22 protein-coding genes are annotated in these 22165 nt (G+C 71.0%); 8 read left to right on the top strand and 14 right to left on the bottom strand.

What is annotated here, in order from left to right; genetic code table 11:
- Positions 1-9: 9 nt before the first annotated feature.
- The 8 genes from INT49_RS06665 to INT49_RS06630 all read right to left on the bottom strand — a co-directional run bounded on the left by INT49_RS06665 (position 10) and on the right by INT49_RS06630 (position 7431).
- Positions 10-681 (bottom strand): ABC transporter permease, encoded by a 672-nt coding sequence (locus INT49_RS06665; RefSeq protein WP_193116942.1) that lies wholly within the window; start codon positions 679-681, stop codon positions 10-12.
- On the bottom strand, positions 678-1430 hold the full coding sequence (locus tag INT49_RS06660; protein ID WP_193116941.1) for an ABC transporter permease: 753 nt from the start codon (positions 1428-1430) through the stop codon (positions 678-680). Before INT49_RS06660 ends, INT49_RS06665 begins: the two co-directional genes overlap by 4 nt.
- Entirely contained in the window at positions 1427-2371 is a 945-nt protein-coding gene (locus tag INT49_RS06655) for an ABC transporter ATP-binding protein (RefSeq protein WP_193116940.1), read from the bottom strand. Before INT49_RS06655 ends, INT49_RS06660 begins: the two co-directional genes overlap by 4 nt.
- Positions 2372-2633: 262 nt before the next feature.
- The gene (locus tag INT49_RS06650) at positions 2634-3509 is read right to left on the bottom strand and encodes an amino acid ABC transporter permease (RefSeq protein WP_193116939.1); all 876 of its coding nucleotides are present in this window, start codon (positions 3507-3509) and stop codon (positions 2634-2636) included.
- A complete protein-coding gene (locus INT49_RS06645) occupies positions 3506-4204 on the bottom strand; it encodes an amino acid ABC transporter permease (RefSeq protein WP_193116938.1) in 699 nt (232 codons plus the stop codon). Before INT49_RS06645 ends, INT49_RS06650 begins: the two co-directional genes overlap by 4 nt.
- A gap of 72 nt (positions 4205-4276) precedes the next feature.
- A complete protein-coding gene (locus INT49_RS06640) occupies positions 4277-5257 on the bottom strand; it encodes a glutamate ABC transporter substrate-binding protein (RefSeq protein ID WP_193116937.1) in 981 nt (326 codons plus the stop codon).
- A 96-nt stretch (positions 5258-5353) separates the two neighbouring features.
- Positions 5354-6298 (bottom strand): amino acid ABC transporter ATP-binding protein, encoded by a 945-nt coding sequence (locus tag INT49_RS06635; protein WP_319021536.1) that lies wholly within the window; start codon positions 6296-6298, stop codon positions 5354-5356.
- 332 nt (positions 6299-6630) lie between these two features.
- Entirely contained in the window at positions 6631-7431 is an 801-nt protein-coding gene (locus INT49_RS06630; protein ID WP_193116936.1) for a hydroxymethylpyrimidine/phosphomethylpyrimidine kinase, read from the bottom strand.
- Between the two features lie 277 nt (positions 7432-7708).
- Between INT49_RS06630 and INT49_RS21065 the strand changes: the two genes are divergently transcribed.
- Entirely contained in the window at positions 7709-8530 is an 822-nt protein-coding gene (locus INT49_RS21065) for a GtrA family protein (protein WP_319021535.1), read from the top strand.
- A gap of 109 nt (positions 8531-8639) precedes the next feature.
- Positions 8640-9863: an aminotransferase class I/II-fold pyridoxal phosphate-dependent enzyme gene (locus INT49_RS06620; protein ID WP_193116935.1), complete on the top strand. Its 1224-nt coding sequence runs from the start codon at positions 8640-8642 to the stop codon at positions 9861-9863.
- Between the two features lie 113 nt (positions 9864-9976).
- Here the strand turns inward: INT49_RS06620 and INT49_RS06615 are convergent, their stop codons facing one another.
- The 5 genes from INT49_RS06615 to INT49_RS06595 all read right to left on the bottom strand — a co-directional run bounded on the left by INT49_RS06615 (position 9977) and on the right by INT49_RS06595 (position 16560).
- Positions 9977-11044 carry a hypothetical protein gene (locus tag INT49_RS06615; protein ID WP_193116934.1) on the bottom strand — a complete coding sequence of 356 codons (1068 nt, stop codon included), beginning with the start codon at positions 11042-11044 and terminating at the stop codon, positions 9977-9979.
- A gap of 159 nt (positions 11045-11203) precedes the next feature.
- Entirely contained in the window at positions 11204-13432 is a 2229-nt protein-coding gene (locus tag INT49_RS06610) for a 3-hydroxyacyl-CoA dehydrogenase NAD-binding domain-containing protein (protein ID WP_193116933.1), read from the bottom strand.
- A gap of 212 nt (positions 13433-13644) precedes the next feature.
- Positions 13645-14349: a hypothetical protein gene (locus INT49_RS06605; protein WP_193116932.1), complete on the bottom strand. Its 705-nt coding sequence runs from the start codon at positions 14347-14349 to the stop codon at positions 13645-13647.
- Between the two features lie 121 nt (positions 14350-14470).
- Complete coding sequence (locus INT49_RS06600; protein WP_193116931.1) at positions 14471-15286, bottom strand: hypothetical protein; 816 nt, start codon at positions 15284-15286, stop codon at positions 14471-14473.
- 164 nt (positions 15287-15450) lie between these two features.
- Complete coding sequence (locus tag INT49_RS06595; protein WP_193116930.1) at positions 15451-16560, bottom strand: hypothetical protein; 1110 nt, start codon at positions 16558-16560, stop codon at positions 15451-15453.
- Positions 16561-16788: 228 nt separating this feature from the next.
- Between INT49_RS06595 and INT49_RS06590 the strand changes: the two genes are divergently transcribed.
- The 4 genes from INT49_RS06590 (at position 16789) to INT49_RS06575 (ending at position 19176) form a co-directional block, all read left to right on the top strand.
- Positions 16789-17154 (top strand): ArsR/SmtB family transcription factor, encoded by a 366-nt coding sequence (locus INT49_RS06590; RefSeq protein WP_193116929.1) that lies wholly within the window; start codon positions 16789-16791, stop codon positions 17152-17154.
- Between the two features lie 2 nt (positions 17155-17156).
- Entirely contained in the window at positions 17157-17639 is a 483-nt protein-coding gene (locus tag INT49_RS06585) for an SRPBCC family protein (RefSeq protein WP_193116928.1), read from the top strand.
- A 214-nt stretch (positions 17640-17853) separates the two neighbouring features.
- Positions 17854-18648 carry a GNAT family N-acetyltransferase gene (locus INT49_RS06580; protein WP_193116927.1) on the top strand — a complete coding sequence of 265 codons (795 nt, stop codon included), beginning with the start codon at positions 17854-17856 and terminating at the stop codon, positions 18646-18648.
- 66 nt (positions 18649-18714) lie between these two features.
- Positions 18715-19176 carry a hypothetical protein gene (locus INT49_RS06575; RefSeq protein ID WP_193116926.1) on the top strand — a complete coding sequence of 154 codons (462 nt, stop codon included), beginning with the start codon at positions 18715-18717 and terminating at the stop codon, positions 19174-19176.
- 97 nt (positions 19177-19273) lie between these two features.
- On the opposite strand, the gene INT49_RS06570 is transcribed toward INT49_RS06575, so the two are convergent.
- Positions 19274-19801, bottom strand: coding sequence for a hypothetical protein (locus INT49_RS06570; RefSeq protein WP_193116925.1), 528 nt, complete (start codon positions 19799-19801; stop codon positions 19274-19276).
- Between the two features lie 245 nt (positions 19802-20046).
- On the opposite strand from INT49_RS06570, the gene INT49_RS06565 reads away from it, so the two are divergent.
- Both INT49_RS06565 and INT49_RS06560 read left to right on the top strand, forming a co-directional pair.
- On the top strand, positions 20047-21162 hold the full coding sequence (locus INT49_RS06565) for a PLP-dependent cysteine synthase family protein (RefSeq protein WP_193116924.1): 1116 nt from the start codon (positions 20047-20049) through the stop codon (positions 21160-21162).
- A gap of 101 nt (positions 21163-21263) precedes the next feature.
- Positions 21264-22145, top strand: a complete 882-nt coding sequence (locus INT49_RS06560) for a hypothetical protein (protein ID WP_193116923.1) — start codon at positions 21264-21266, stop codon at positions 22143-22145.
- Positions 22146-22165: the final 20 nt, after the last annotated feature.

Genomic DNA, 22165 nt, shown 5'->3' with positions numbered 1-22165 from the left:
GGCGGGCGGTCAGGCGGGACGGGTGCCGCGGGGCAGGGTCAGTCGCTGGGTCAGCAGCAGGGCGAGGTCGAGCACGAGGGCGAGGGCGATCACCAGCACGGACCCGGCGATCATCTGCGGGTAGTCCTGGGAGCCGAGCCCCAGGAAGATGTAGCGGCCCAAGCCCCCGTTCCCGACGTAGGCGGCGAGCATCGCCGTGGCCACGACCTGCACGGTCGCCCCGCGGAAACCGCCGACGATCAGCGGCATCCCCAGCGGCACCTCGACCCGCGTGAGGATCTGCCATTCGGTCATCCCCTGCGCGCGGGCGGCATCGACAGTGGCCGGATCCGCGGATTCGACGGCCGAGGAGGCCCCGGCCAGCAGGGACGGGATCGCGAGGATCACGAAGGCGAGCATCGGCGCGGTGAGCCCGATCCCCACCATCAGGGCGAACAGGGTGACCAGGCCCAGGGTGGGCAGGGCTCGGGCGGCACCGGCGGCGGTCACCGCGATCCCCTTGCCGATCCCCGTGTGGCCCACGAACAGGCCCAGCGGGATGGCGATCAGGGCGGCGACGGCCACGCCCAGCACGGTGTAGCCGAGGTGCTCGAGGGTGCGCATCGGGATCCCGGAGGGCCCGGACCAGTGCGTGGGATCCCCGAGCCAGGCGAAGGCTTCGAGGTACGGGTTGCCGTTCATGACTGCCTCCCCGCATTGCTCTGCGCCGGCGACGGGGACCCGGCCTGCGTCTGGGGCCCGGTCTGGGGCTGGGTCTGCGCCTGCGTACGGGGTCGGGCCCTGGTGCGGGGTCGGGTGCTGGTCCGTGACCACGGCATGAGCGCCCTTCCCAGCAGCACCAGCAGGGCGTCGGTGAGCAGCGCGAGCACTGCGGTGAGCACCACGCCGGCCCCGATCTCGGCGAGGATGCCGCGGCGGAACCCATCCACGAAGAGCATGCCGAGACTGGGAACGCCGAGCACACCGCCGACGGTGACCAGCGAGATCGTGCTGACCGCGACGACGCGCACCCCGGCCAGCAGCACGGGGCCCGCCAGCGGCAGCTCGACCTGCAGGAAGCGGGCCGACGGCGCATACCCCTGGGCGGTCGCCGAGCCGAGCACGTCCCGGCTCACGGACCGGAAGGCGTCCGACGCCGCCGGCACCATGAGCGCGAGCCCGTACAGCGACAGGGCGATCGAGATGTTCAGCGGGCTGCGCACGCCGGTGCCGAGCAGGCCGGGCAGCAGCACGAACAGCGGCAGCGAGGGGATGGCGTACATCAGCCCGGCGGTGGTGGTGACACCGGTGCGCAGCCAGCCCCGGGAGTTGGCCAGCTTCGCGAGCGGCAGCGACAGCACGAACGCGACCAGGATCGGCGGGATGGCCTGCAGCAGATGAGAGCCGGTGTAGCCCGCGATCACGTCGAGGTTCTCGAGCACCCAGCTCACGGCGAGGTCGCCCCCCTCGGCTGGCCACCGGTCGGCGTGTCACTGGCCGGCTGGTCACTGATCGGCTGGCCGCCCCGGGTGCTCTCCCCCGTCGGCCCGTCACCCGCCGGCCCACGTCCTGCGGCGGCGCGGGACTCCAGCACGCCGGCGGCGCGCCCGTCGGCATCGACCACGACGTCGCGCCCGTCGACCCGCTCGACGTGCAGGGCGCGGATCCCGCGGTCCGCGCCCACGAAGCTCGCCACGAAGTCGTCGGCCGGATCTGAGAGGATCTCCTGCGGGGTGCCGATCTGGGCGATGACGCCGCCGGGCTTGAGGAGCACCACGCGATCGCCGACGAGGAAGGCCTCGTCGATGTCGTGGGTGACGAACACGATCGTCTTCTTCAGATCCCGCTGCAGGTGCATCAGCTCCTGCTGCAGCTCCCGGCGCACGATGGGGTCCACGGCACCGAAGGGCTCGTCCATGAGCAGGATGTTCGGGTCGGCCGCGAGGCCGCGGGCCACGCCCACCCGCTGCTGCTGGCCGCCGGAGAGCTGCCCGGGGTAGCGGCGGGCCAGCGCCGCGTCCAGGCCAACGGTCTCCATGAGCTCGTGGGCGCGCCGACGGGCCTCGTTCTTCGAGGTGCCGCGCAGCACGGGCACGGTGGCGATGTTGTCGAGCACGGTGCGGTGGGGCAGCAGACCCGAGGCCTGCATGACGTAGCCGACGCTGCGGCGCAGCTGCACCGGGTCCAGGCTCGCCACGTCGTCGCCGTCGATGTGCACGCGGCCCGACGTCGGATCCACCATGCGGTTGATCATCCGCATCAGGGTCGTCTTGCCGGAGCCCGAGGTTCCCACCAGCACGAGGGCCTCGTGGGAGGCGATCTCCAGGCTGAAGTCCTCGACGGCTAGCGTGCCGCCGGGATACTCCTTGCGGACGTTCTCGAATCCGATCACGGACAATCCCCCATCACGGGTCGTCGAGGGCAGCGGCGGCGGACGCCGACCGGTCCGGTGCCCGTGGGCATCGGGGCCGCCGGGCGGGTGCCCGGAGCACAGGACAGTACGGTATCGGTCCGACACACGGCGTGGGGCGTGCACCGCCTAAATCGGACCCCGACCGACCGAACGGCTCGCCGACCCCGCCGACGGGCAGGCCGTCCCGAGGCCTTCGCTCACCTGTTCGGCCCGCTCAGCCTGTTCAGCGCGCTCAACTCCCTCAGCTCGCCGAGGCTCGCGCCTTCATCCGCGCATCCAGCGCGAGCGCGATCCGGGTGAGCAGGAAGTTCAGCGCGATGTAGATGATCGAGACGACCACGTAGGTCTGCACCAGGTAGCGGGTGATCGAGACCATCGTCTTGCCCTGGAACTGGAGCTCGTTGTAGCTGACCACGTAGCCGAGGGTGGAGTCCTTGAGCAGGGTGACCAGGGCGAGGATCAGGCTGGGCAGGACCAGTCGCACGGCCTGCGGCAGGATCACGCTGAGCAGCGCATCGCGTCGGCCCAGACCGATCGCGGCAGCCGCCTCGTGCTGCCCGACGTCCACGGCCTTGATGCCGGCACGGAACACCTCGGCGGTGGTCGCGGCGGAGACCAGGATCATCGGGATCACCAGCATCCAGAACCGCGGGACGGTGACGCCGTAGGCGGGCAGGGCCAGCAGGAAGGCGTAGACCACCAGCAGCATCGGGATGCCGCGGAAGAACTCGATCCAGACGGTCGCCGCCCTGCTCAGCGCCCCGAACCGGGACAGCCGCGCCAGGGCGAGCAGCAGGCCGAAGGGGAAGGCGACCACGGCGGCGACGGCCGTGACCTTGAGCGTGCCCAGGAGTCCGCGGCCGAGGAACGCCAGGTAGTCGGCCCGCAGGTAGACGACCCACTTGTTCGGGTCCAGCTGCCCGTTCTTCTGGAACTGCCAGAGCCCGAGGCCGATCACGGCCAGTATCGCGACGGAGCTGAGGATCGACAGCAGCGCGATGCGCGCCCGCCCCTTGGGGCCCGGCGCGTCGAAGAGCACCTGCGTCGCGGTGCTGGAGGTGCGTCGGGGGCGGGTGGCGCGGGAGGCGGGGGCGGCGGGTGCTGTGGAGGCGCTCATGCCTGCGCTCCTGCCGTGACGTCCAGAGTGTTCCGGCGGCGCGAGGAGCCGTGGGGGTCCGGGGAGACGGCCCGCTCGAGGGCTCCGCCGAGGGCGGAGCCGCCCAGCGACATCCCGAGGTAGACGGCGCCGGCGACCAGGAACATGATCACGGCCTGTGCGTACTGGATATTGAGGGTCTGGGTGACCCAGGTGATCTCGCTGACCGCGATCGCCGAGCAGAGCGCGGAGCCGATCACGGTGCCGATGAACACGTTCACCAGCGGCTGGATCATGGTGCGGAAGGCCTGCGGGAGCACCACGTAGCGCAGGGTCCCGAAGAATCCGAGGCCGATGGAGCGCGCGGCCTCCGCATGGCCCACGGGCACGGTGTTGATGCCCGAGCGCACGTTCTCGCACACGAAGGCGGCCGACGAGAGGGTCAGCCCCAGCACGCCGCACCAGAAGTAGGGCAGGCGCAGGCCCACGTCCGGCAGGCCGAAGGCGATGAGGATCAGCAGGCTCAGCAGCGGGATGTTGCGAAAGATCTCGACGTAGATGGTCGCGGCCCAGCGCAGCGGCGGGATCGGGCTGACCCGGCACACGGCGAGGACGGTGCCGACGATCAGCGCGAGCACGTAGCCGAGCAGGGTCAGCGCGACGGTGTACGCGATGCCCTGCACCAGCAGGGGGATGTTCTCGGCGATGGCTTGCATCGGTGCCTCTCGGGACGGGGAGGTCGGTCGGCGCGGCGGGCTCCGTGCGGGGCCCGCCGCACCGGCGACGGATCAGGCGGGGAGATCGCCCGGGACGGGAGGCTCAGGGGCCTCGCCGTCGATGACCTCGCCGATGGTGGCGGTCCACAGGTCCTTCCAGGTGCCGGAGTCGATGATCTCCTGCAGGAAGGTGTTCACGAACTCGAGCGCGTCGTCGTCATCCTTCGACAGGCCGACGCCGTACGGGTCGTCGACGAAGGGATCGCCGACGACGGTGACCTCGGGGTCCGCGGCGGAGTTGCCGAGCAGGACGCCCTGATCCAGGACGTAGGCGTCGGCCCGCCCCTGCTTGAGCGCGGCGACGCAGGACTCGTTGTCCGGGAGGGTCTGGACGAGCGACTCGTCGTAGTCCGGGATGTTCTCCTCGGCGGCCTGCACACCGGTCGAGTTCGACTGGGTGACGATCTTCAGCCCGGTGAGGTCCTTGGGGCCGGAGATCGTGTCCTTGTCCTCGGTGCGCACCTGGATGGCGGTGCCGGAGAGGTAGTACGGGCCAGCGAAGTTGATGACCTCGAGGCGCTCGGGGGTGATCGAGTAGGTCGCGATCACGCAGTCCACGGTGCCGTTCTCGACGAGGGTCTCGCGGGTCTCGACGGTGGTGTCGATGTACTCGACCTTCTCTGCTCCCCCGTCACCGAGGATGTACTGCGCAAGCAGCTGGGTGAGGCCCGCGTCGAAACCGGTCGGCTGCCCACCGGAGGTGCTGGCCAGGGAGAACACCTGGTTGGCGAGGGTTCCGCCGCGCACCAGCTTGTCCTTCTCCTTGATGGCGGTGGCCCAGGCGCTGCCGGAGACGACGTCGTCCGCGGCGACCGGACCGGAGGCGACCGCGTCACCGAAGGGGCTGCCCGCGCCGCCGTCGTCGGAGCCGCCGCCCAGGTCAGGGCCGGCGCCGGTGTCGCTCGAGCAGGCGGCCAGGGCGATGCCGACGGGCAGGGCTGCCGCTGCGGCGACGACGGCGCGTCGGCCGGGTCGGAAGGGGGTGGGGGTCATGGATCTCTCCGGTCTCTCGGGTCGCTCCGGCGGAGCTGAAGGTCTGGTGCTGAAGGTCTGGCACTGCGGGTCGGGCGCTGCAGACGGGGCGGACTGTCAGTGCGCGAGGATCTTGGACAGGAAGGCCTTGGCGCGGTCGCTGCGCGGGGCGGTGAAGAACTCCTCGGGCTCGCCCTGCTCGACGATCTCGCCCTGGTCCATGTAGACGACGCGGTCGCAGACATGGCGGGCGAAACCCATCTCGTGGGTCACGACGAGCATCGTCATGCCCTGCTCCGCGAGCTCGCCCATCACGTCGAGCACCTCATTGATGACCTCGGGATCCAGGGCGGAGGTGGGCTCGTCGAAGAGCAGCGCCTTGGGCTTCATCGCCAGGGCGCGGGCGATGGCCACGCGTTGCTGCTGACCGCCCGAGAGCGCGGTGGGCAGGGAGTTCGCCTTGTCGGCGAGTCCCACGCGCTCGAGGAGCTCCCGGGCCTGCTGCTCGGCCTCCGCCTTGCTCGCGCCGCGCACCTTGCGCGGGCCGAGGGTCACGTTGTCGATCGCCTTGAGGTGCGGGAAGAGGTTGAAGCTCTGGAACACCATGCCCACGTCGCTGCGCAGCCGGGTGAGGTCCTTGCCCTCCTCGGGCAGACGCTCGCCATCGATCGTGATCTCCCCGTCGCTGATGGTCTCGAGGCGGTTGATGCAGCGGCACAGGGTGGACTTGCCTGAGCCGGACGCCCCGATCAGCGCGACCACCTCACCGCGGTGGATGTCGAGGTCGATGGTCTTCAGCGCCTGGAAGTCGCCGAAGAACTTGTCGACGCCGCGCAGCGAGATCAGCGCCTCGCCGATCTCCTTCGGGGCGCCGCCGGAACGGGAGGCGCGGGGCGTCCGGGCGGTGCCGGAACCGTCCGTGGGCCCGACCGTCCTGGCGGTGCCGGAACTGTCCGTCCCGGGGTCGGACCGCCCAGCGTCGTGCGCTGCCGGAGTCTCCGCGCCACGCGCTGCCGGCGTCTCCGCGCGGTGCGCTCCCGTGGGCTTGCTGCTGTCACTCATGGTCCGAGAATGCGCGGAATCGGGGCATCTGTCCAGATCAGGCCTCGATCGATCGCATGTCGGAACGATTTCGTGACCAGGGGCGTCACCCTGCGCACCCACGGGCGCCAGGTGCCCAGGATCCGCCATATAGCGGCTCCCTGCACACTGCCCGCCAGTGGATGCGATGCGCCCAGACGGCCCCGCCCAGCCAGGCCGGCCGAGTCAGCAACTCGGCGATCCAGCAGCCCTGCAGACCGGCAGGCCAGCCGACCGGCAGACCAGCAGCCCAACAGGCCAACAGGCCAACAGGCCAACAGGCCAACAGGCCAACAGGCCAGCCAACCAGCAGATCAGGCCCGGTAGTTGCCCTGGTAGACGGCCTCGAAGGGCGCATGGCCGCCCTGACGGTTCTCGATGGAGCTGACCACGACGTCCTTGGCCACGCGGGCGGCCTCGAGCGGGGTGGCGCCCTTGGCCAGCTCGGCGGTGACGGCGGCGGCGAGCGTGCAGCCCGCGCCGGAGACCCGCTCCTGGCCGATCTTGGGGCTGCGCAGCTCGACGGTCTGCTCACCGTCGTAGAACACGTCCACCGCGTCCTCGCCCTCGAGCACCACGCCGCCCTTGGCCAGCACGATCACGTCGTAGGTGTCGTGGATGCGCTTCGCAGCCTCGGTGAGCTCCTCGACGCTCTCGATGGACTCCATGCCCGACAGGGCGAGGGCCTCGAAGTGGTTCGGGGTGACGAAGGTGGCCAGCGGCAGCATCTTCTCCTTAAGCGCGTTGTCGGTGTCCAGGGCGGCACCGGGCTCCTGGCCCTTGCAGATCAGCACCGGGTCCAGGACCACGTTGGTGAAGCTGCGCTCGGCGAGCGAGGCGGCGACGGTGTCGATCGTGGCGGGGGTGCCGAGCATGCCGATCTTCACGGTGTCGATGTCGTGCACCGCGGTGGTGGCCTCGATCTGGTCGGCGATGACCTGCGGCTCCACGGGCACGAAGCGGTGCCCCCAGTCGTTCTTCGGGTCGAAGGACACGATGCAGGTCAGGGCCGCGGTTCCGAAGGTCCCCAGCTGATGGAAGGTCTTCAGGTCGGTCTGCGCCCCGGCGCCTCCGGTGGTCTCGGAGCCGGCGATGGTGAGGGCGACGTGGGTCATGGCGTTCTCTTCCTGCGAGGTGGTGATCGTGTGCGCCGCACGGCGATCGGTCCGACGGGGCCGTCCGACGGGGTCGCCCGGCGGGGCGAGCGTCCGGACGGACGACGGGGCCGACGCGGCGGCCGTGACCGCGCGCTCCCAGGGCGCCGGGCAGTGCCGGACCCGTCGCAACGGTCATGCCGCGCGCTCCCAGGGTCCTGAGGCCTCGATGTGAGGTGCCTCCGACCCGTCGCTGCGACAGGAGGCCGATCCTAACGCCTCGGGTACAGTGCCGGGCGTGCTGACCCCCGAGACCCCGGCGGATATCGCGGACCCGGCCCGGTCCGCGCGCTCCCTGACGTCCGGGTCTGGCGCGCCGAGCACCCCCGGGACCGACACCTCCCCGCAACCGGACGACGGGCAGGCGTCGACCGACGGGACGACGGATGTCCGGCCGACGGACGGTCGAGCGGCTGGAGCGCACGCATCGGGCGATCATCCGTCGACACCCTTCCCCGGCTGGGACTCCTGCTCGTCCCTCGAGCTCGCCGGGACGGACGAGCGGCAGGCTCCCGGGCGGCGACCACGTCCGTCGACCCAGCGCCCGCCGCGCACCCCACGCACCCCACGCACCCCACGCACCCCACGCACCCCACGCACCCAGCGTCCTCCCCTTCGCGGCCTGATCGATGATCACCTGGCCTCGACGCTGAAGTTCCTGGTGGTCGGCGGGCTGGTGTTCCTCCTGGACGCCGCGATGTACAACCTGCTGGTGTTCTGGCACCCCACCCAGGGATGGGGCGAAGGCCTCATGCACGCCGACCCGCTCACGGCGAAGGTGCTCACGATCGCCGCCGCGTCCTGCCTGACGTACCTCGGCAACCGCCTGTGGACCTTCGGCGACCGCCCGCGCCCGGACACCACCCGGTCGATCATGCTGTTCATCCTGATCAACGTGATCGCCTCCGGGCTGCAGCTGTCCTGCCTGGGCTTCTCCCGGTACGCGCTGGGGCTGGACTCGCTGCTGGCCGACAACATCTCCGGCACGCTGATCGGACAGATCGTCTCGACGTCGTTCCGCTACGTCACCTATGGACGCTTCGTGTTCCCCCGCCGTTGAATCCCCCGTTGTTGAATCCCCTGCCGTTGCTCCCCCAACGCTGCGGAGATCGTCGGGCGCGCCCCGGACCACCTGGGCGGACCGCGCCCCTCTCTGACAGACTCGGGTCATGGAGACCACCGGCCCTTGGACCCGCGCCGCTGCTGCGGCCGGCCTGCTCATCGACGGCGAGGCCCGCCCCACCGTCTTCGCCCGCATGTCTGCGAAGGCGGCCGAGACCGGCGCGCTGAACCTGGGGCAGGGCTTCCCCGACGACGCCCCGCCCGCCGTGGTGGCCGATGCCGCGGTCGCCGCGATCCGGGCCGGTCAGAACCAGTACCCGCCGGGTCTCGGCGAGAGTGTGCTGCGTGAGGCGATCGCCGAGCACCAGTCCCAGTGGTACGGGCTGCGCTGGGACCCCGCCAGCGAGGTGCTGGTGACCACCGGGGCCACCGAGGCGTTGGCCGCGACGATCCTGGCGCTCGTGGAGCCCGGCGACGAGGTGGTGACTCTCGAGCCGTTCTACGACCAGTACGCGGCGATCATCGCCCTCGCGGGCGGCGTGCACCGCACGGTCCCGATCACCTCGCGCACGGGCGATGACGGCGACCTGGTGCTCGACGTCGCGGAGGCGGACCTCCGCGCCGCGTTCTCCGACCGCACGCGTCTGGTGCTGGTGAACACGCCGCACAATCCCACCGGCCTGATGCTGTGGGTGGGGGCGCTGCAGGCGATCGTCGACGAGGCCGCCGCGCACGACGCGATCATCGTGACCGACGAGGTCTACGAGCACCTGACCTTCGGTCCCGCGCATCTGCCGATCGCGACGCTGCCCGGCGCGAAGGACCGCACCGTGTCGATCTCCTCGGCGGGCAAGACCTTCTCCGTGACCGGCTGGAAGATCGGCTGGATCACCGCCCGGCCCGAGCTGATCACCGCGATCATGAGCCTCAAGCAGTGGCTCACGTACTCCTCGGGCGCACCCTTCCAGCCTGCTGTCGCCGCCGGCCTCACGATGCCCACCTCGGCCTTCCACGACCTCGCCCAGGACCTCCGTGAGCGGCGCGACCTGCTCACCGACGGACTGCGCTCGATCGGGTTCCGCGTGAGCGTCCCGGAGGCCGGGTACTTCGCGGTGGCCGACGCCGCGCCGTTCGGCGAGACCGATGCCGCTGACCTGTGTGAGCGCCTGCCCGGGGAGGCCGGCGTGGTGGGGATCCCGCTGTCCGCGTTCTACCGGGATGGGCAGGCCGGCGAGGCGAGCTCGTACCTGCGGCTCGCGTTCTGCAAGTCCCGGGCCACGATCGAGCAGTCCCTCGAGCGGCTCGAGACCTGGGCCGCCCCGCGGCGCTGAGCAGCCCCGAGGTTCCCCGGCGCAGAAAGAAGCAGCCTGGCACGCGTTGAGCGTGCCAGGCTGCTTTCTTCGAACCGTGCGTGCACGGGACTCCGGTCAGTCTCGCGGCTGACTCACGACGCGGCGACCCAGGTGGGTTCCGTCGTGAAGTCCAGGAGCGCCTCGACGGTGAAGGAGCCGTCCTTGATCTGATCCTTGGGGACGATCATGGCGGTGTCCCACTCGCCGGTGCCCCCGTCGTGGAGGGTGCCGACGTCGAGCCAGTCGTTGGGCGTCATCGCGTACTCGTCGGAGTAGGTGTTCCCGGCGCTCGACACGTACTCGACCATCAGCGCGAAGCCCGGCTCGGCCGTGCCGTCACCGTGGTACGTCATCTTCACGGGCACGAGGATGTACGTCGAGTCGTCCCCGGGAGCGGTGTTGGAGCTGCTGACCTCCATGACCGCGTCGGTCGCGTCCCAGTTCACCTCACCGATGGTGACGTCGAGCTTGCCGCCGTCCCCGTCCTCGATCGTGAAGGTCTCCCCGAGTGCGTAGGGGGCGTCCTCGGTGCCCTTGCCGTCGCCCGCCGGGGCGGACTCCTCGGTGGTGGCCTCTTCCGAGGTCGCCTCCTCCTCGGTGGTGGCCTCTTCGGTGGGAGTCTCCTCCTCCGTGGTCTCCTCCTCGGTGGTGGTCTCCTCCTCCGTGGTCTCCTCCTCGGTGGTGGTCTCGCCGCCACCGCCGCCGGTGGGCTCGCCGCCGCGCGAGAAGAGGAAGATCCCTCCACCGACGACGATCAGCGCCAGCACGAGCAGCACGCAGCAGCCGCCGATGATGAACGGCAGCTTGCCGGGGCCCTTCTTCACGGGCAGCTGTTCTGTCTGCCCCGGGCCGCCGCCTCCGAAGGTCGGCGCGAAGGCCGGAGCATCCCCGAAGCCGCCGGGCTGGTCCTGCTGCGTCGGCTGGTTGTAGTCGCCGTTCGCGGACTGCTGGCCGTACCCGCCGTTCGCGGACTCCTGGCCGTAGCCCTGCTGACCCTGGCCAAAGCCCTGCTGGTCCTGCCCGAACCCTTGCTGGTCCTGCTGACCCTGGCCGTATCCACCGTTCGGTGACGGCTGGCCGTAGCCGCCCTGCGGATCCTGGCCGAATGGGTCACCGGACTGGGGCTGCTGGCCCCATCCGTTCTGCGGTGGCTGCGACATAGTCTCCTCCGGCGCCGTACCCGGCACCGTCCCCTCTCTCCCGACACGTCTGTGTGAGGCCGAACCCCCCTGGGCCCGATCGCCACATCGTACGTGGACGACCGGGCGGGGAGACGCCCTCCAGATCGCTATCCGGTCACGATGGGACGGCGATCGAGCTCACCCCCGGGTGAACATCTCCCCGTGGAAGCTGCGCCCGGCCACCCGCTGGGACGTGCCGGTGGCGTCGAGGTACGGGGTGATGCCGCCGCGATGCCGCGGGAAGCCCGCGCCCAGGATGAGCGCCAGGTCGATCTGCTCGGGCCGCTCGACGACGCCGGCGTCCAGCATGATCGCGATCTCCTCCGCGAGCCCGTCGCGGACCCGCTCCAGCAGAGCGTCGCCGACGAGGGCCGCAGACCCGTCCGCGCCGGGCGCGTCCGAACCTGCCGTCCCTGATCCGTCGGCCCCGAAGACCTCCGCGACCGTCGGGGAGACGGGCGGGTGCACGGCATCCTTGCTGCGCTCGGTGAAGTGCGCGGACCTCTCCGCCATCACGGAGAGCCCCGGCGAGGCGTGGAAGCGGTCGCCGAGCGCGCCCTGGAGCACGGTGCCGACGTGGTCGGCGACGGCGAGGCCCACGAGGTCCAGCAGCGCGAACGGTCGCATCGGCAGGCCGAGCGCGTCGAGGGAGGCGTCGACCTCGGCCGGGTCCGCCCCGGCGTCGAGCGGTGCGAGCACCCCGCCGAGCACCCGGAACAGCAGGCGGTTGACGATGAACCCGGGAGCATCGGCGCTGCGCACCGCGAACTTCCGCAACCGGCGCACCACCTCGAGGCCGGTCGCGAGGGTGGCCTCGTCGGTGGCCTCGGTGTGGATCACCTCGACCAGCGGCATCTTGGCGACGGGGTTGAAGAAGTGCAGGCCGACGACCCGCTCGGGGTGGGCCAGGCCCTCGGACATGGCCGTGACCGACAGCGAGGAGGTGTTCGTGACCAGCAGGGCGTCCTCGGACAGGACACCCTCGAGCTCCGCGAACACGGACTTCTTGATCGCGAGGACCTCGGGGACCGCCTCGAGCACGAGGTCGCAGTCGGCGAGCTGCTGCAGGTCGGTGGTGGCGTCGAGCGCACCGGCGATCGCCGTCGCGGTCTCCTCGTCGATCCGGCCGCGGGCCGCGGTCTGGGCGATGACCTCGCGGGCGGCGGCGAGGCCCTTGGCGGCCGTGGCCTCGTCGAGGTCGCGCATGATCACCGGCACCTGGAGCCCGAGGGCGAGCTGGGCGGCGATCTGGGCGGCCATGAGTCCCGCGCCGGCCACGCCGACGCGCTGGATCTCGCGTGCCCCGTCGACGGGCCGACGGTCGGGCTTGCCGCGGCGCAGCAGCTCGGCGCTGTACATCGAGGCCGCGGCGGCGTCGGAGCGGACGAGCTCGGCGAGCGCGTCGGCCTCTCGGGCCAGGGCGTCCTCCAGGGTGGAGCCGGGCAGCTTCTGGAGCAGGTCGAGGGCGCGGGCGACGGCCGGCGCACCCTGGCTCTCGAGCCGTGCGGCCCAGGTGCGACGGGTCTCGGCGCTGCCGTGGGCGGCGTCGAGTGCGTCGAGCAAGGCCTCGGCCTCGGGGGTGCCGACCCCGGGCAGGGGCGCCTCGCGGCCGGCCCAGGCACCGGGGAGCGCCGAGGGTGCGGCGGCGGCCTCGACGACGCTCGGGTCGACGATGTCCGTATCGGAGTCGTCGACGTCGACGTGTGCGGCGATCAGCGCGGCGAACTCGTCGAGCGCCTCGTCGAGGTCCTCGGCGATCTCGTCGATCAGTCCGATCTCGAGGGCCTCGTCGGCGCCGATCTGCTTGTCGCGGGCGGGGTCCTCGAGGATCATCCGCACGGCGGTCTCCGGGCCGACGACGGACTGCAGGAGCGTCGTGCCGCCCCAGCCGGGGAGGATCCCGAGGCTGGTCTCGGGCACGCCGAGCCCCTTCAGAGCGGCGGGGGCGGTGCGGACGTCGGCCATCAGCGCGACCTCGAGGCCGCCGCCGAGCGCGACCCCGTTGAGGTGCGCGAGGACCGGGACGGAGCTGGTGCGCACGCGGATCTGCAGCGCATGGGCGGCGCGGGTCATGGCCTCGACGTTCGAGACGGCGGTGGGGTCGGTGAACATCGACAGATCGGCGCCGGCGAGGAAGACGCGACCGGTGCCGGTCAGGGCGACGGCCTGGATCTCCCCGGCCTCGGCGCGGTCGAGCGCCGCGTCGATCGCGCCGGTGACGGCGTCGATGGAGCGGGGACCGAGGGTCGCAGGCCGCTTCTCCTCGCCCTCGGGCGGGGCGAAGGTCAGCACGGCCACGGTGCCGACGCCTGGGTGCTCGCGGTCCTCCGTGAGGACTCGGGTGACGTGCTCGGTGTAGCTGCTCATCAGTGACCTTTCGCGATCTCTTCGTCGAGGGGTGGCGGATCCCCGCACGGTTGTCTGATACCGCGGGTTTCAGATAGATCATGCCTCAGAGCGCGGCCCGGTGTCCACCGCGGCCGCAGCGCTCAGGCGAGGTCGGGCAGGGTCCGGCACAGCCGGGCATGCTCCCGCGCGGCCTGGCACGGTCGGGCAGGGTCCCGGGCGGCCTGGCACAGTCAGGCCGCAGTCACCCACGTGCCCTCCTCGAGGTCCGCGGCGACGACCGGGGAGAGCACGATGTGCCCGCCCTCGGGGGCGTCCTGCGGGATCAGGAAGGCGATCTGCTGGGAGAAGTCGGTCCCGTCGGCGACCTCCCAGGGCAGCTGGGACTGGAGGGGCGTGATGGCATAGCTGTCGCCGTACTCCGTGCCGTCCTCGGCCACGTAGGTCACGCTCACCCAGAACGCGGTCGAGAGAGTGCCCTCGCCGCGGAAGGCCGCCTCCAGCGTGGTCAGCATGTACTTCTCGCCGGACCCGGGGGCGTCGTTGAACGTGTTGGCCTCCGCGACCTCCGTGGTCGCGTCCCAGTCGATCTCGGTGACGGCGACCTGCACTTCGCCGATGTACTCGTCGGGCGAGACGACGGGGAAGGTGGTGCCCATCGGCACAGCCGCCTCCTTGCCCACGGGCGCGGCCTCGAGGGATTCCCCGGTCCCGCCGGTCTCGGTGCCAGCAGTCTCCGACGGGTCACCGCCGGTGACGGCACGCACCCCGAAGAAGCCGCCCACACCGAGGAGCAGTCCCAGGATCAGGGCGACGCATCCGATACCGGCGAAGAAGGTCGTCCGGGAGGAGCGAGGGCGCTGTCCGTCGGGCCCGCCGGCGCCCATCGGCTCGGTGCGCGGCGTCGGGGCAGGGGTGCGCAGAGATGACTGGTCCATGGTGTGCCGGGCGTGCGCCGGGGTCCCCCTCCTCAGCGTGGCGTGCGGCGCGCGGCGAAGATCCGTGCGTCTCGGGCAACGCTAACGCACCCGGGCTGCTGCGGGACGACGCAGCGAGTGGTCACCGCGGGTCGAAGTAGAGGATCTCGCCGCTGTAGGTCTCCACCCCGAGCCGGAGCCCGTCGAGCTCGTCGTCGGGGAGCAGGAGCAGGCTGTGGAACTCGGCGCTCTGCCCGCTGCCGAGCGGCCGCACCTCCTGCATCGGATCGGGGAGGAGCCCCTGCGCGATGTCCTGGTAGTAGGCGCGGTGGGACTCCCCGGAGATCCACAGCTCCTCGACGGGGGCGAGCTGCCCCGGCCCGTCGTAGACGACCTGATAGGCCACCTCGACCAGCCGGTAGCCGTCCTCGACCACCGTCGTGCCCCGGGCGCCCGGAAGGCTCGCATCGAGATCCACGGCGAGGGCGCTCACGCTGATCGTGCCGCCGGTCCACGTCGTCCAGCTGAGGGTGTGCTCACCGACGACGGCCGGGTCGTCGAAGCCGCCGGTGCCGTCCGAGAGCTCCTCACCCTGGTCATCGGTGACGACTCCGGGGGTCTTGTCCGGCGCGGCCTCCTGCGTCTGCCCGGAGCGCGTGGCGGGCGCCGCGGCCGGGTCGGGGTCCGGATCCTGATCGAGCAGCCGCAGTGCGCCGCCGACGATCAGGCCGACGGAGCCGACCAGCGCCACCACCTGCAGCGCGACGATGGCGACGATCGCCCACGGCGGGAAGCCGCGCGAGGGCCGTTCGCCCTGCGGATCCGGGCCGGCGGCGCCGGGTGACCGACGCTCTGCTGCGGGCGTGGACGAGAGCGCTGGCGCGAAGATCTCCGTCTCCGACGGGAGGGACCCACGCTCCCAGTCGTAGCCGGACGGGGTCCCCCGCTGCTGCTCCATGGGACGAGCATAGGCGTGAGCCGCACCCGGCGCGCCGTCGTGACCAGGACGGGCCGGAGGGATCCGCATGAGCCCGGACAGCACGATGCGCCGCGCCTCCCCCTCCCCGGGAAGCACGGCGCACCGCGGATACGGGACGGGGCCCCCACCCCGTCCCACCCTGGTCAGACCGGGAACTGGGAGAACAGGTACGTGACGTCAGATCCGAACCCCGACTGAGCGGTGGCGTACCAGGTGCCGTCACCGCCCCCGTCGGTCGTTCCGGCGACCTCGCAGGTGGCGTGCGCACCGGTGTCGAGCACGGTGCAGTCGATGGGGATCTCCGGCGGGACATCACCATCGGGGTGCTCGGCCATCAGCACCGCGTTGAACGCGGCATCCTCGACATCCGCCGCAGTGACGTTCTCGAGCTCCGCCACCCCAGCCCCCCAGAGTCCCAGTGGCGTGCCCTCCGGGATCGACAGCTCCGTGAGACCGTCGGCGTCGGCGCTGAGCAGCAGCGCCGAATGGCCGAACGCCACAGGAACCAGCCGTGCCTCGATCGGGAGCTCCTGCGATCCCTCGGTGAGCAGGCAGCTCGCCGAGGATCCTGCCAGCGAGGCGATGCCCTCGCACTCGACGTCCGTCCCGCCGAAGAACTCCTGGCCCGCGACCTCCTCGCCGGTCATCGACGTCACGGCCCGATCCTCCCCGTACAGATAGTTCATGACGAAGTACTGGGTCCCGTTGGAGGCGGGCACAGTCTCGGTCGAGATGGTCCCGGCCCAGTCGGCAGGAAGATCGACGGGGGTTCCGCTGTCCGAGCCGTCTCCCTGGTCGTCGCCACCTTGGTTGTCACCCTGGTCGCCACCACCCTGGTCGCCACCCTGGTCGTCGCCACCCTGGTTGTCACCTTGGTCGTCACCACCCTGTTCGTCACCACCCCGACCGTGGCCGCCGTCCCCCCGGCCCTCGTCGTGGCGATGCTCTGCGCTCCTCCCCTGGGAGCTGTGGTCACCCGCCCCACCCGTCTCATCGGCAGCCGACTTGTCGGCGCCGCCGTCAGCAGCCGTGCCAGCAGCCTTGTCGACACTCTTGCCGACATGCTTGTCGGCGCTCTTGTCGACCACAGCCGCGGCGTCGTCGGCGCCGGTGCCGGCTCCGGAGCCCGCGTCCGCCACGACCGCGCCCTGCCCCTCGGCTCCTCCGGCACGCGCCCCCTCGGCGCTGTCCGGAGCCGGGGCTCCACCACAGGCGCTCAGGAGTGCCCCTGTCGCCATCACCGCCATCAGCATCGACCCTCTGCGCACTCGGCGCCCACCACGCGTTCCTGCAGACATTGTGTTCACTCCCCCGTGAAATCGGCCCGGTCCGAGACGGATCGCCTCGTTGGTTCCGGCAGGGACTGCGTCGTCCCCGGAAGCGACTTTACGATCTCTTGACCTAACTACCAACTGTTCTTTAATGGAGAACTTGTGAAGGAAGCCTTGCTAACCACAACCGTCAGGTTGTAGGTTCGTCGTGTGCATCAGATCTCCGACGACCGGGTCGACGCCTGGTTCCACGCCCTCTCGGACAGGACGCGCCGCGACATCCTGCGACGCGTCCTGGTCACCGAGCAGTCGGTATCGTCCCTGGCCAGGAACTACTCGATGAGTCTGACCGCCGTGCAGAAGCACGTCGGCGTGCTCGAACGAGCAGGCCTGATCACCCGCCGCCGCACCGGCCGGGAGACCCTGACCCGGGGCGACGCCGGCACCGTGCGCTCCGCCGCGCAGCTGCTCACCGAGCTGGAAGCCGTCTGGCGCGAGCGCATCGCCCGCATCGACGATCTCCTCGACGCCGAGGCCGACCCGGCTCCGACGCCCCCGTCCCACCCGAAGGACTGATCATGCCTGTCACCGATATCAGCCACGACCTCGACGCCCTCACTCTGACCATCACCGCGCAGTTCGCCGCACCCGTTCAGCGCATCTGGGACATCTACGCGGACCCGCGTCAGCTGGAGAAGGTGTGGGGCCCGCCGGAGTACCCGGCCACGGTGGTCGACCACGATCTCTCCCCGGGCGGTCGGGTCACCTATTACATGACCGGCCCGGAAGGCGATCACGTCTACGGGTACTGGAACGTGCTCACGGTCGAGGAGCCCTCCTCCTTCAGCTACGAGGACGGCTTCGCGGATGAGAGCTTCGCCCCGAACCCCGAGATGCCGACCTCGACCTGCGTGAGCACCTTCACCGAACAGGACGGGACCACCCTGGCGAGGTACGTGACGACCTTCGGAACCCGTGAGGGTCTCCAGACGGTGCTCGACATGGGCGTCGAAGAGGGCTCGCGCTCCGCGATCGACCAGATCGACAGCCTCGTCGCCTGATCACCTGATCACCCTCAACGCGGCCGTCTCGCACGGGGCGGCTGCTTCGCACGGGGCGGCCGCCGCGCGTCACAGGGCGACTCTGGGCGCGAGCGTCTGCTCTGCGACACATTTCTGGGCACCACAGGCCATCGGGAGTAGCGTCGCTGCGTCGGCTCCAAGGGCCGACGGAGCGACGCTCCTCTCCGATCTCCGATGCCTCCCGAGGAGCCTGATGACCCTGCAGGACCAGTCCGCCCGCGAGCCCTCGCCCGAAGGACCCGACATCGCGGACGATGCCGTGCCGGACCCTTCCTTGCCGGACACTTCCGAGCTGAGCGATGCCGTGCTGGACGACCCCGTGCTGGACAACCCCGTCTGGTCCTCGCTGACCGGCCACCACGCGCACCAGGCGGTCGGGAACGACCTCGTCAAGCACTTCCCCGAGGACGTCTCCCCCTTCGTCGGGGTGAAGGACTGGGAGCACCCCGAGGTGTGGGAGGCGATCCTGGACGTGTTCGGGCACGGCGCCACCGTCGGTGTCTCCCATGCCGACCCCGTGCTGCCCGAGGGCTGGGAGCGGGTGTTCTCGATCCCCGGCGTCCAGCTGGCACAGACGGCTCGTCTGCGCGCCCGCCCCGACCCCGAGGTCCTCGAGCTCGGTGCCGCGGATTCGCCAGACATGCTCGCCCTCGTCGAACGGACCAAGCCGGGACCGTTCCTGCCCCGCACCCATGAGCTGGGGCGGTACGTCGGGATCCGCCGCGAGGGGCGCCTGATCGCGATGGCCGGGGAGCGCCTGCACCCCGACGGCTGGACCGAGATCAGCGCGGTCGCGGTCGACGCCGACCACCGCCGACAGGGCCTCGCCTCCCGCCTCGTGCTCGACGTCGCCTTCCACATCCAGCAGCGCGGGGACCGGGCCCTGCTGCACGCGTCGGCCGCCAACACGGGGGCGATCAGCGGCTACGAGAAGCTCGGTTTCGCGCTGCGGCGACGAGTCACCTTCGGCGCCGTCCGCACGCCCTGAGCCTTCTCGACACCGTGCTCGGACGGCGGCTCGTGACGTACGGTGGAACGCCCTAGGAGGTCCGAGATGACGACGTCGACCGGCGCCCTCCCCACACCCCGCCGCGTCCCTCGCGCTGTGCATGTGGCGGAGGCGATCCTCTACGGTGCCATGGCGGCGCTGCTCTTCGAGGTGCTTCCCCTGCCGATCATCGCCCGGCTCCTGCTCCTCCTCGTGCTCCTGGCACTGTTCGGCACGCTCGGGATCACGGCACAGATCCGGTGCTGGGGAGCCTTCATCGCTCCCGCGTTCACGCCGGCACGGGTGGCGAGCTCGGTGTTCATCGCGGTGAGCTGCCTGCTGGCCACCTGGCTGCCCCATGACGCGCCGTTCGCAGGGCGCGCAGCGGTCACCGTCGCGCTGCCTCTCGCCTACTACCTGCTCATGCGCTGGGACGATGCCCGCACAGTCGTGTTGCTGCGCAGCCGTGAAGAGGCCCACCGCGCTCGTGGAGCACATCCCGCGGCCGGCACGCGCTCCCCCGTCTGAGCAGATCGGCCACAGCGGCGATCGTCCCGGCACCCCTCGTCGAGGCCGACGCTCAGCGCTCAGTGATCAGTGATCAGCACTCAGCGCCGCCACCCGCTCAGAGGGCGAGCGACTCTGCGGAGCAGGACTCCGTCGTGATCTCTGCATCGGCGATGCGGAGCGTTCCCTGCGCCGAGAGCGTCACCTCGGCCCCGTGCTCGTCCGCGGCGCGGACCAGGTACAGCGCTCCCTGTCGCGTCGGGCGTCCGAGCTCGGAGAACCCGTGCTCGACGAGCACCGGGTCGACTGCCGCGATGATCTCGTCCCATCCGTCGTCCCCGGAGACGCCGGGCAGGGTCGTCCCGGTCTCCCAGTCGCCCGGCGAATACCGGCACACCCCCTCTCGCTCCTGCACCTCCCGCCGGTGCTCGAGAAGGCTCCACTCCTGACCGGTCGACTCGCCGAGTGCGGAGGTGAGCTCCGCGGCGACCTCGTCGTAGTGCGCGACGGCCTCTCCCGCGGGCAGAGGCACCACGCCACCACAGGCGGTGAGCAGCGCCGCGGCGGAGAGCAGCAGTGGGACACGGCCGGTGCGTCGGCGCTCTGTGCGGCACGCAGCATCGTCCACCGTCGTGCGCGCAGTCATCCGTCCCCCCGCCCCGTTGTCGACTCCTCCGTCAACCGCTCACTACGTCAACCAGCCGCTCCGTCGACCACTCGTCATCCGTCGCGATCGTCTCGTCGTTCGTACCGATCGTCGTTCGTCTCCAGAGCGCGGCCGAGCATCTCGTGCCTCCCGACAGTGTGCACGATCGGAGCCGCGAGGGCTGGTGCGCGAGGGTCCGCCGTCTCCGGGCAGACCGAGCCTCCTCCCCCAGGTACGGTCGTCGCATGGATGACACCGCGATGTGGCCGCAGCAGCTCGAGGACCTGGATCGCAGCGATGAGTCCCTGAGGGGATGGGTGGCGGAGCGGATCCATCGGCTCGAGGCCGACGGGCGCCGCAGCGCCGACACCCATCTGGTGAGCGTGGACCTGCCCGCGAGCTGGGACATCCAGCTCTATCTCAAGGACGAGTCGACGCATGCCTCGGGCAGTCTGAAGCATCGGCTGGCCCGCTCGCTGTTCCTGTTCGCCCTGGTCAACGGCCAGCTGCGGCCGGGGATGCCGGTGATCGAGGCGTCCTCGGGGTCCACCGCCGTGAGCGAGGCGCACGTCGCCAAGATGCTGGAGATCCCCTTCGTGGCGGTGGTGCCGCGGTCCACCAGCACCAGCAAGATCGCGCTCATCGAATCGGCCGGCGGCCGCTGCCACTACGTGGACCACGCCGAGCAGATGGCCGCCGAGTCGCAGCGGCTGGCCGACGAGCAGGGCGGACTGTTCATGGACCAGTTCACGCATGCCGAACGGGCCACCGACTGGCGCGGGAACAACTCGATCGCCGTCAGCGCGTTCGAGCAGCTGGAGCTCGAACCGCATCCGGTGCCGCGCTGGATCGTCGTCGGCGCCGGCACGGGCGGCACCAGCGCGACGTTCGGCCGTCTGCTGAGGTATCGCAGCCTGCCCACCGCGCTGTGCGTCGCCGATGTCGAGAACTCCGCCTTCTTCGAGGGCTGGGTGCGGCAGGACCCCACGGTCACCACGGAGCACAGCTCCCGGATCGAGGGGATCGGCCGCCCACAGGTCGAGCCGAGCTTCATGCCCGGAGTGGTGGATCGGATGATCCGGGTGCCCGATGCCGCGTCGGTCGCCGCCGCCCGCTACCTGTCGGAGCACCTGGGGCGGCGTGTCGGCGCCTCGACCGGCACCAACCTGGTGGCGGCCGCGCAGCTGATCACCCAGATGCGCGACCGTGGACAGAGCGGCTCGGTGCTCACGCTGCTGTGCGACAGCGGCGACCGCTACGCGGACACCTACTTCGACGACGACTGGGTCGCGGCGCAGGGCTGGGACCTGGGCCCCTGGCGGGCCGAGCTCGAGCGCAAGCTGCCGCTCGGGGGCGCCTGAGTCGAGTACCGAGCGTGGGGATTCCTCCCCATCGTCGTGGCGCGGCACCCCCCAGTACGCTGACCGCACACGGCTCGGGGGAGCCCGGACGAGGGGGAACCATGACGACTGCACGACGACCCGGCGCGCTGGCCCTGCTCGGCGCACTCACGCTCGCGCTGAGCTCCTGCTCGCTGCTGCCCGCCGGGGACGGTCCTGAGCTCGCCGACGACGACGTCATCACCATCGGCAACTCCGCCGCGGGGATGTTCGGGTACTTCGGGCACGGTTCCACGACCGTCGCGGCCGACACGATCAGCCAGCGCTATGAGCTCCCGAACGGGGCGGAGATCTACGAGACCACGGACGAGCTCGACCCCGAGGCACGCGACCTCATCGAGGTGCGGGCCGGGAAGTACGTGGCCTGGGAGGGGAAGCTCTCGGAGAAGCGGCGCGCTCCCTGCACCGACATCGCGGCCACGAGCGTCTCGATCTCCGGATCGATCACCCATGACTCCGACGTGCAGGACTGCGCGGACGACACACCCCTGCACACGCTGAAGCAGTCCGTCCGCGATGCGGAGCCCGAGCTGTTCGGGCAGCTCGCCCACCCGATCGACGACTGGACGATCGAGATCCGTCCCTGGACCGAGGAGGGCCCCGCCGGGGGCGGCCCGGACGAGTCCGCCCCGATCGAGCGCTACGAGCTCTCTGCAGCACAGCACGAGATCGGCATGGGGATCACCGCGCAGAACGCTCCGGCCGACTGGGGCGCCGATCTGGCTCCCGAGGAGGGGAGCGGGGCACCTCTGGGCTGGGACAACACCGGACTCGTGCTCACCGACCTCAACGCCTTCCTGCTGAACCAGAAGACGCTCGGCTGCGGCGACCAGACCGGGGAGATCCGGATGACCAAGCACGGGAAGCCCGCCCAGACCTGGACGTACCGGCTCTGCCCCGGTCAGCACAGCGAGGCCCTCGCGCAGACCCTGCGCGGGCTGTGAGGCCGGGCGCGATGAGCTGC

The organism is Brachybacterium tyrofermentans (assembly GCF_014897585.1).
Taxonomy (GTDB): Bacteria; Actinomycetota; Actinomycetes; order Actinomycetales; family Dermabacteraceae; genus Brachybacterium; species Brachybacterium tyrofermentans.
Note: the sequence above shows the minus strand (reverse complement) of the source record. Positions and strands in the feature narration are given on the sequence as shown.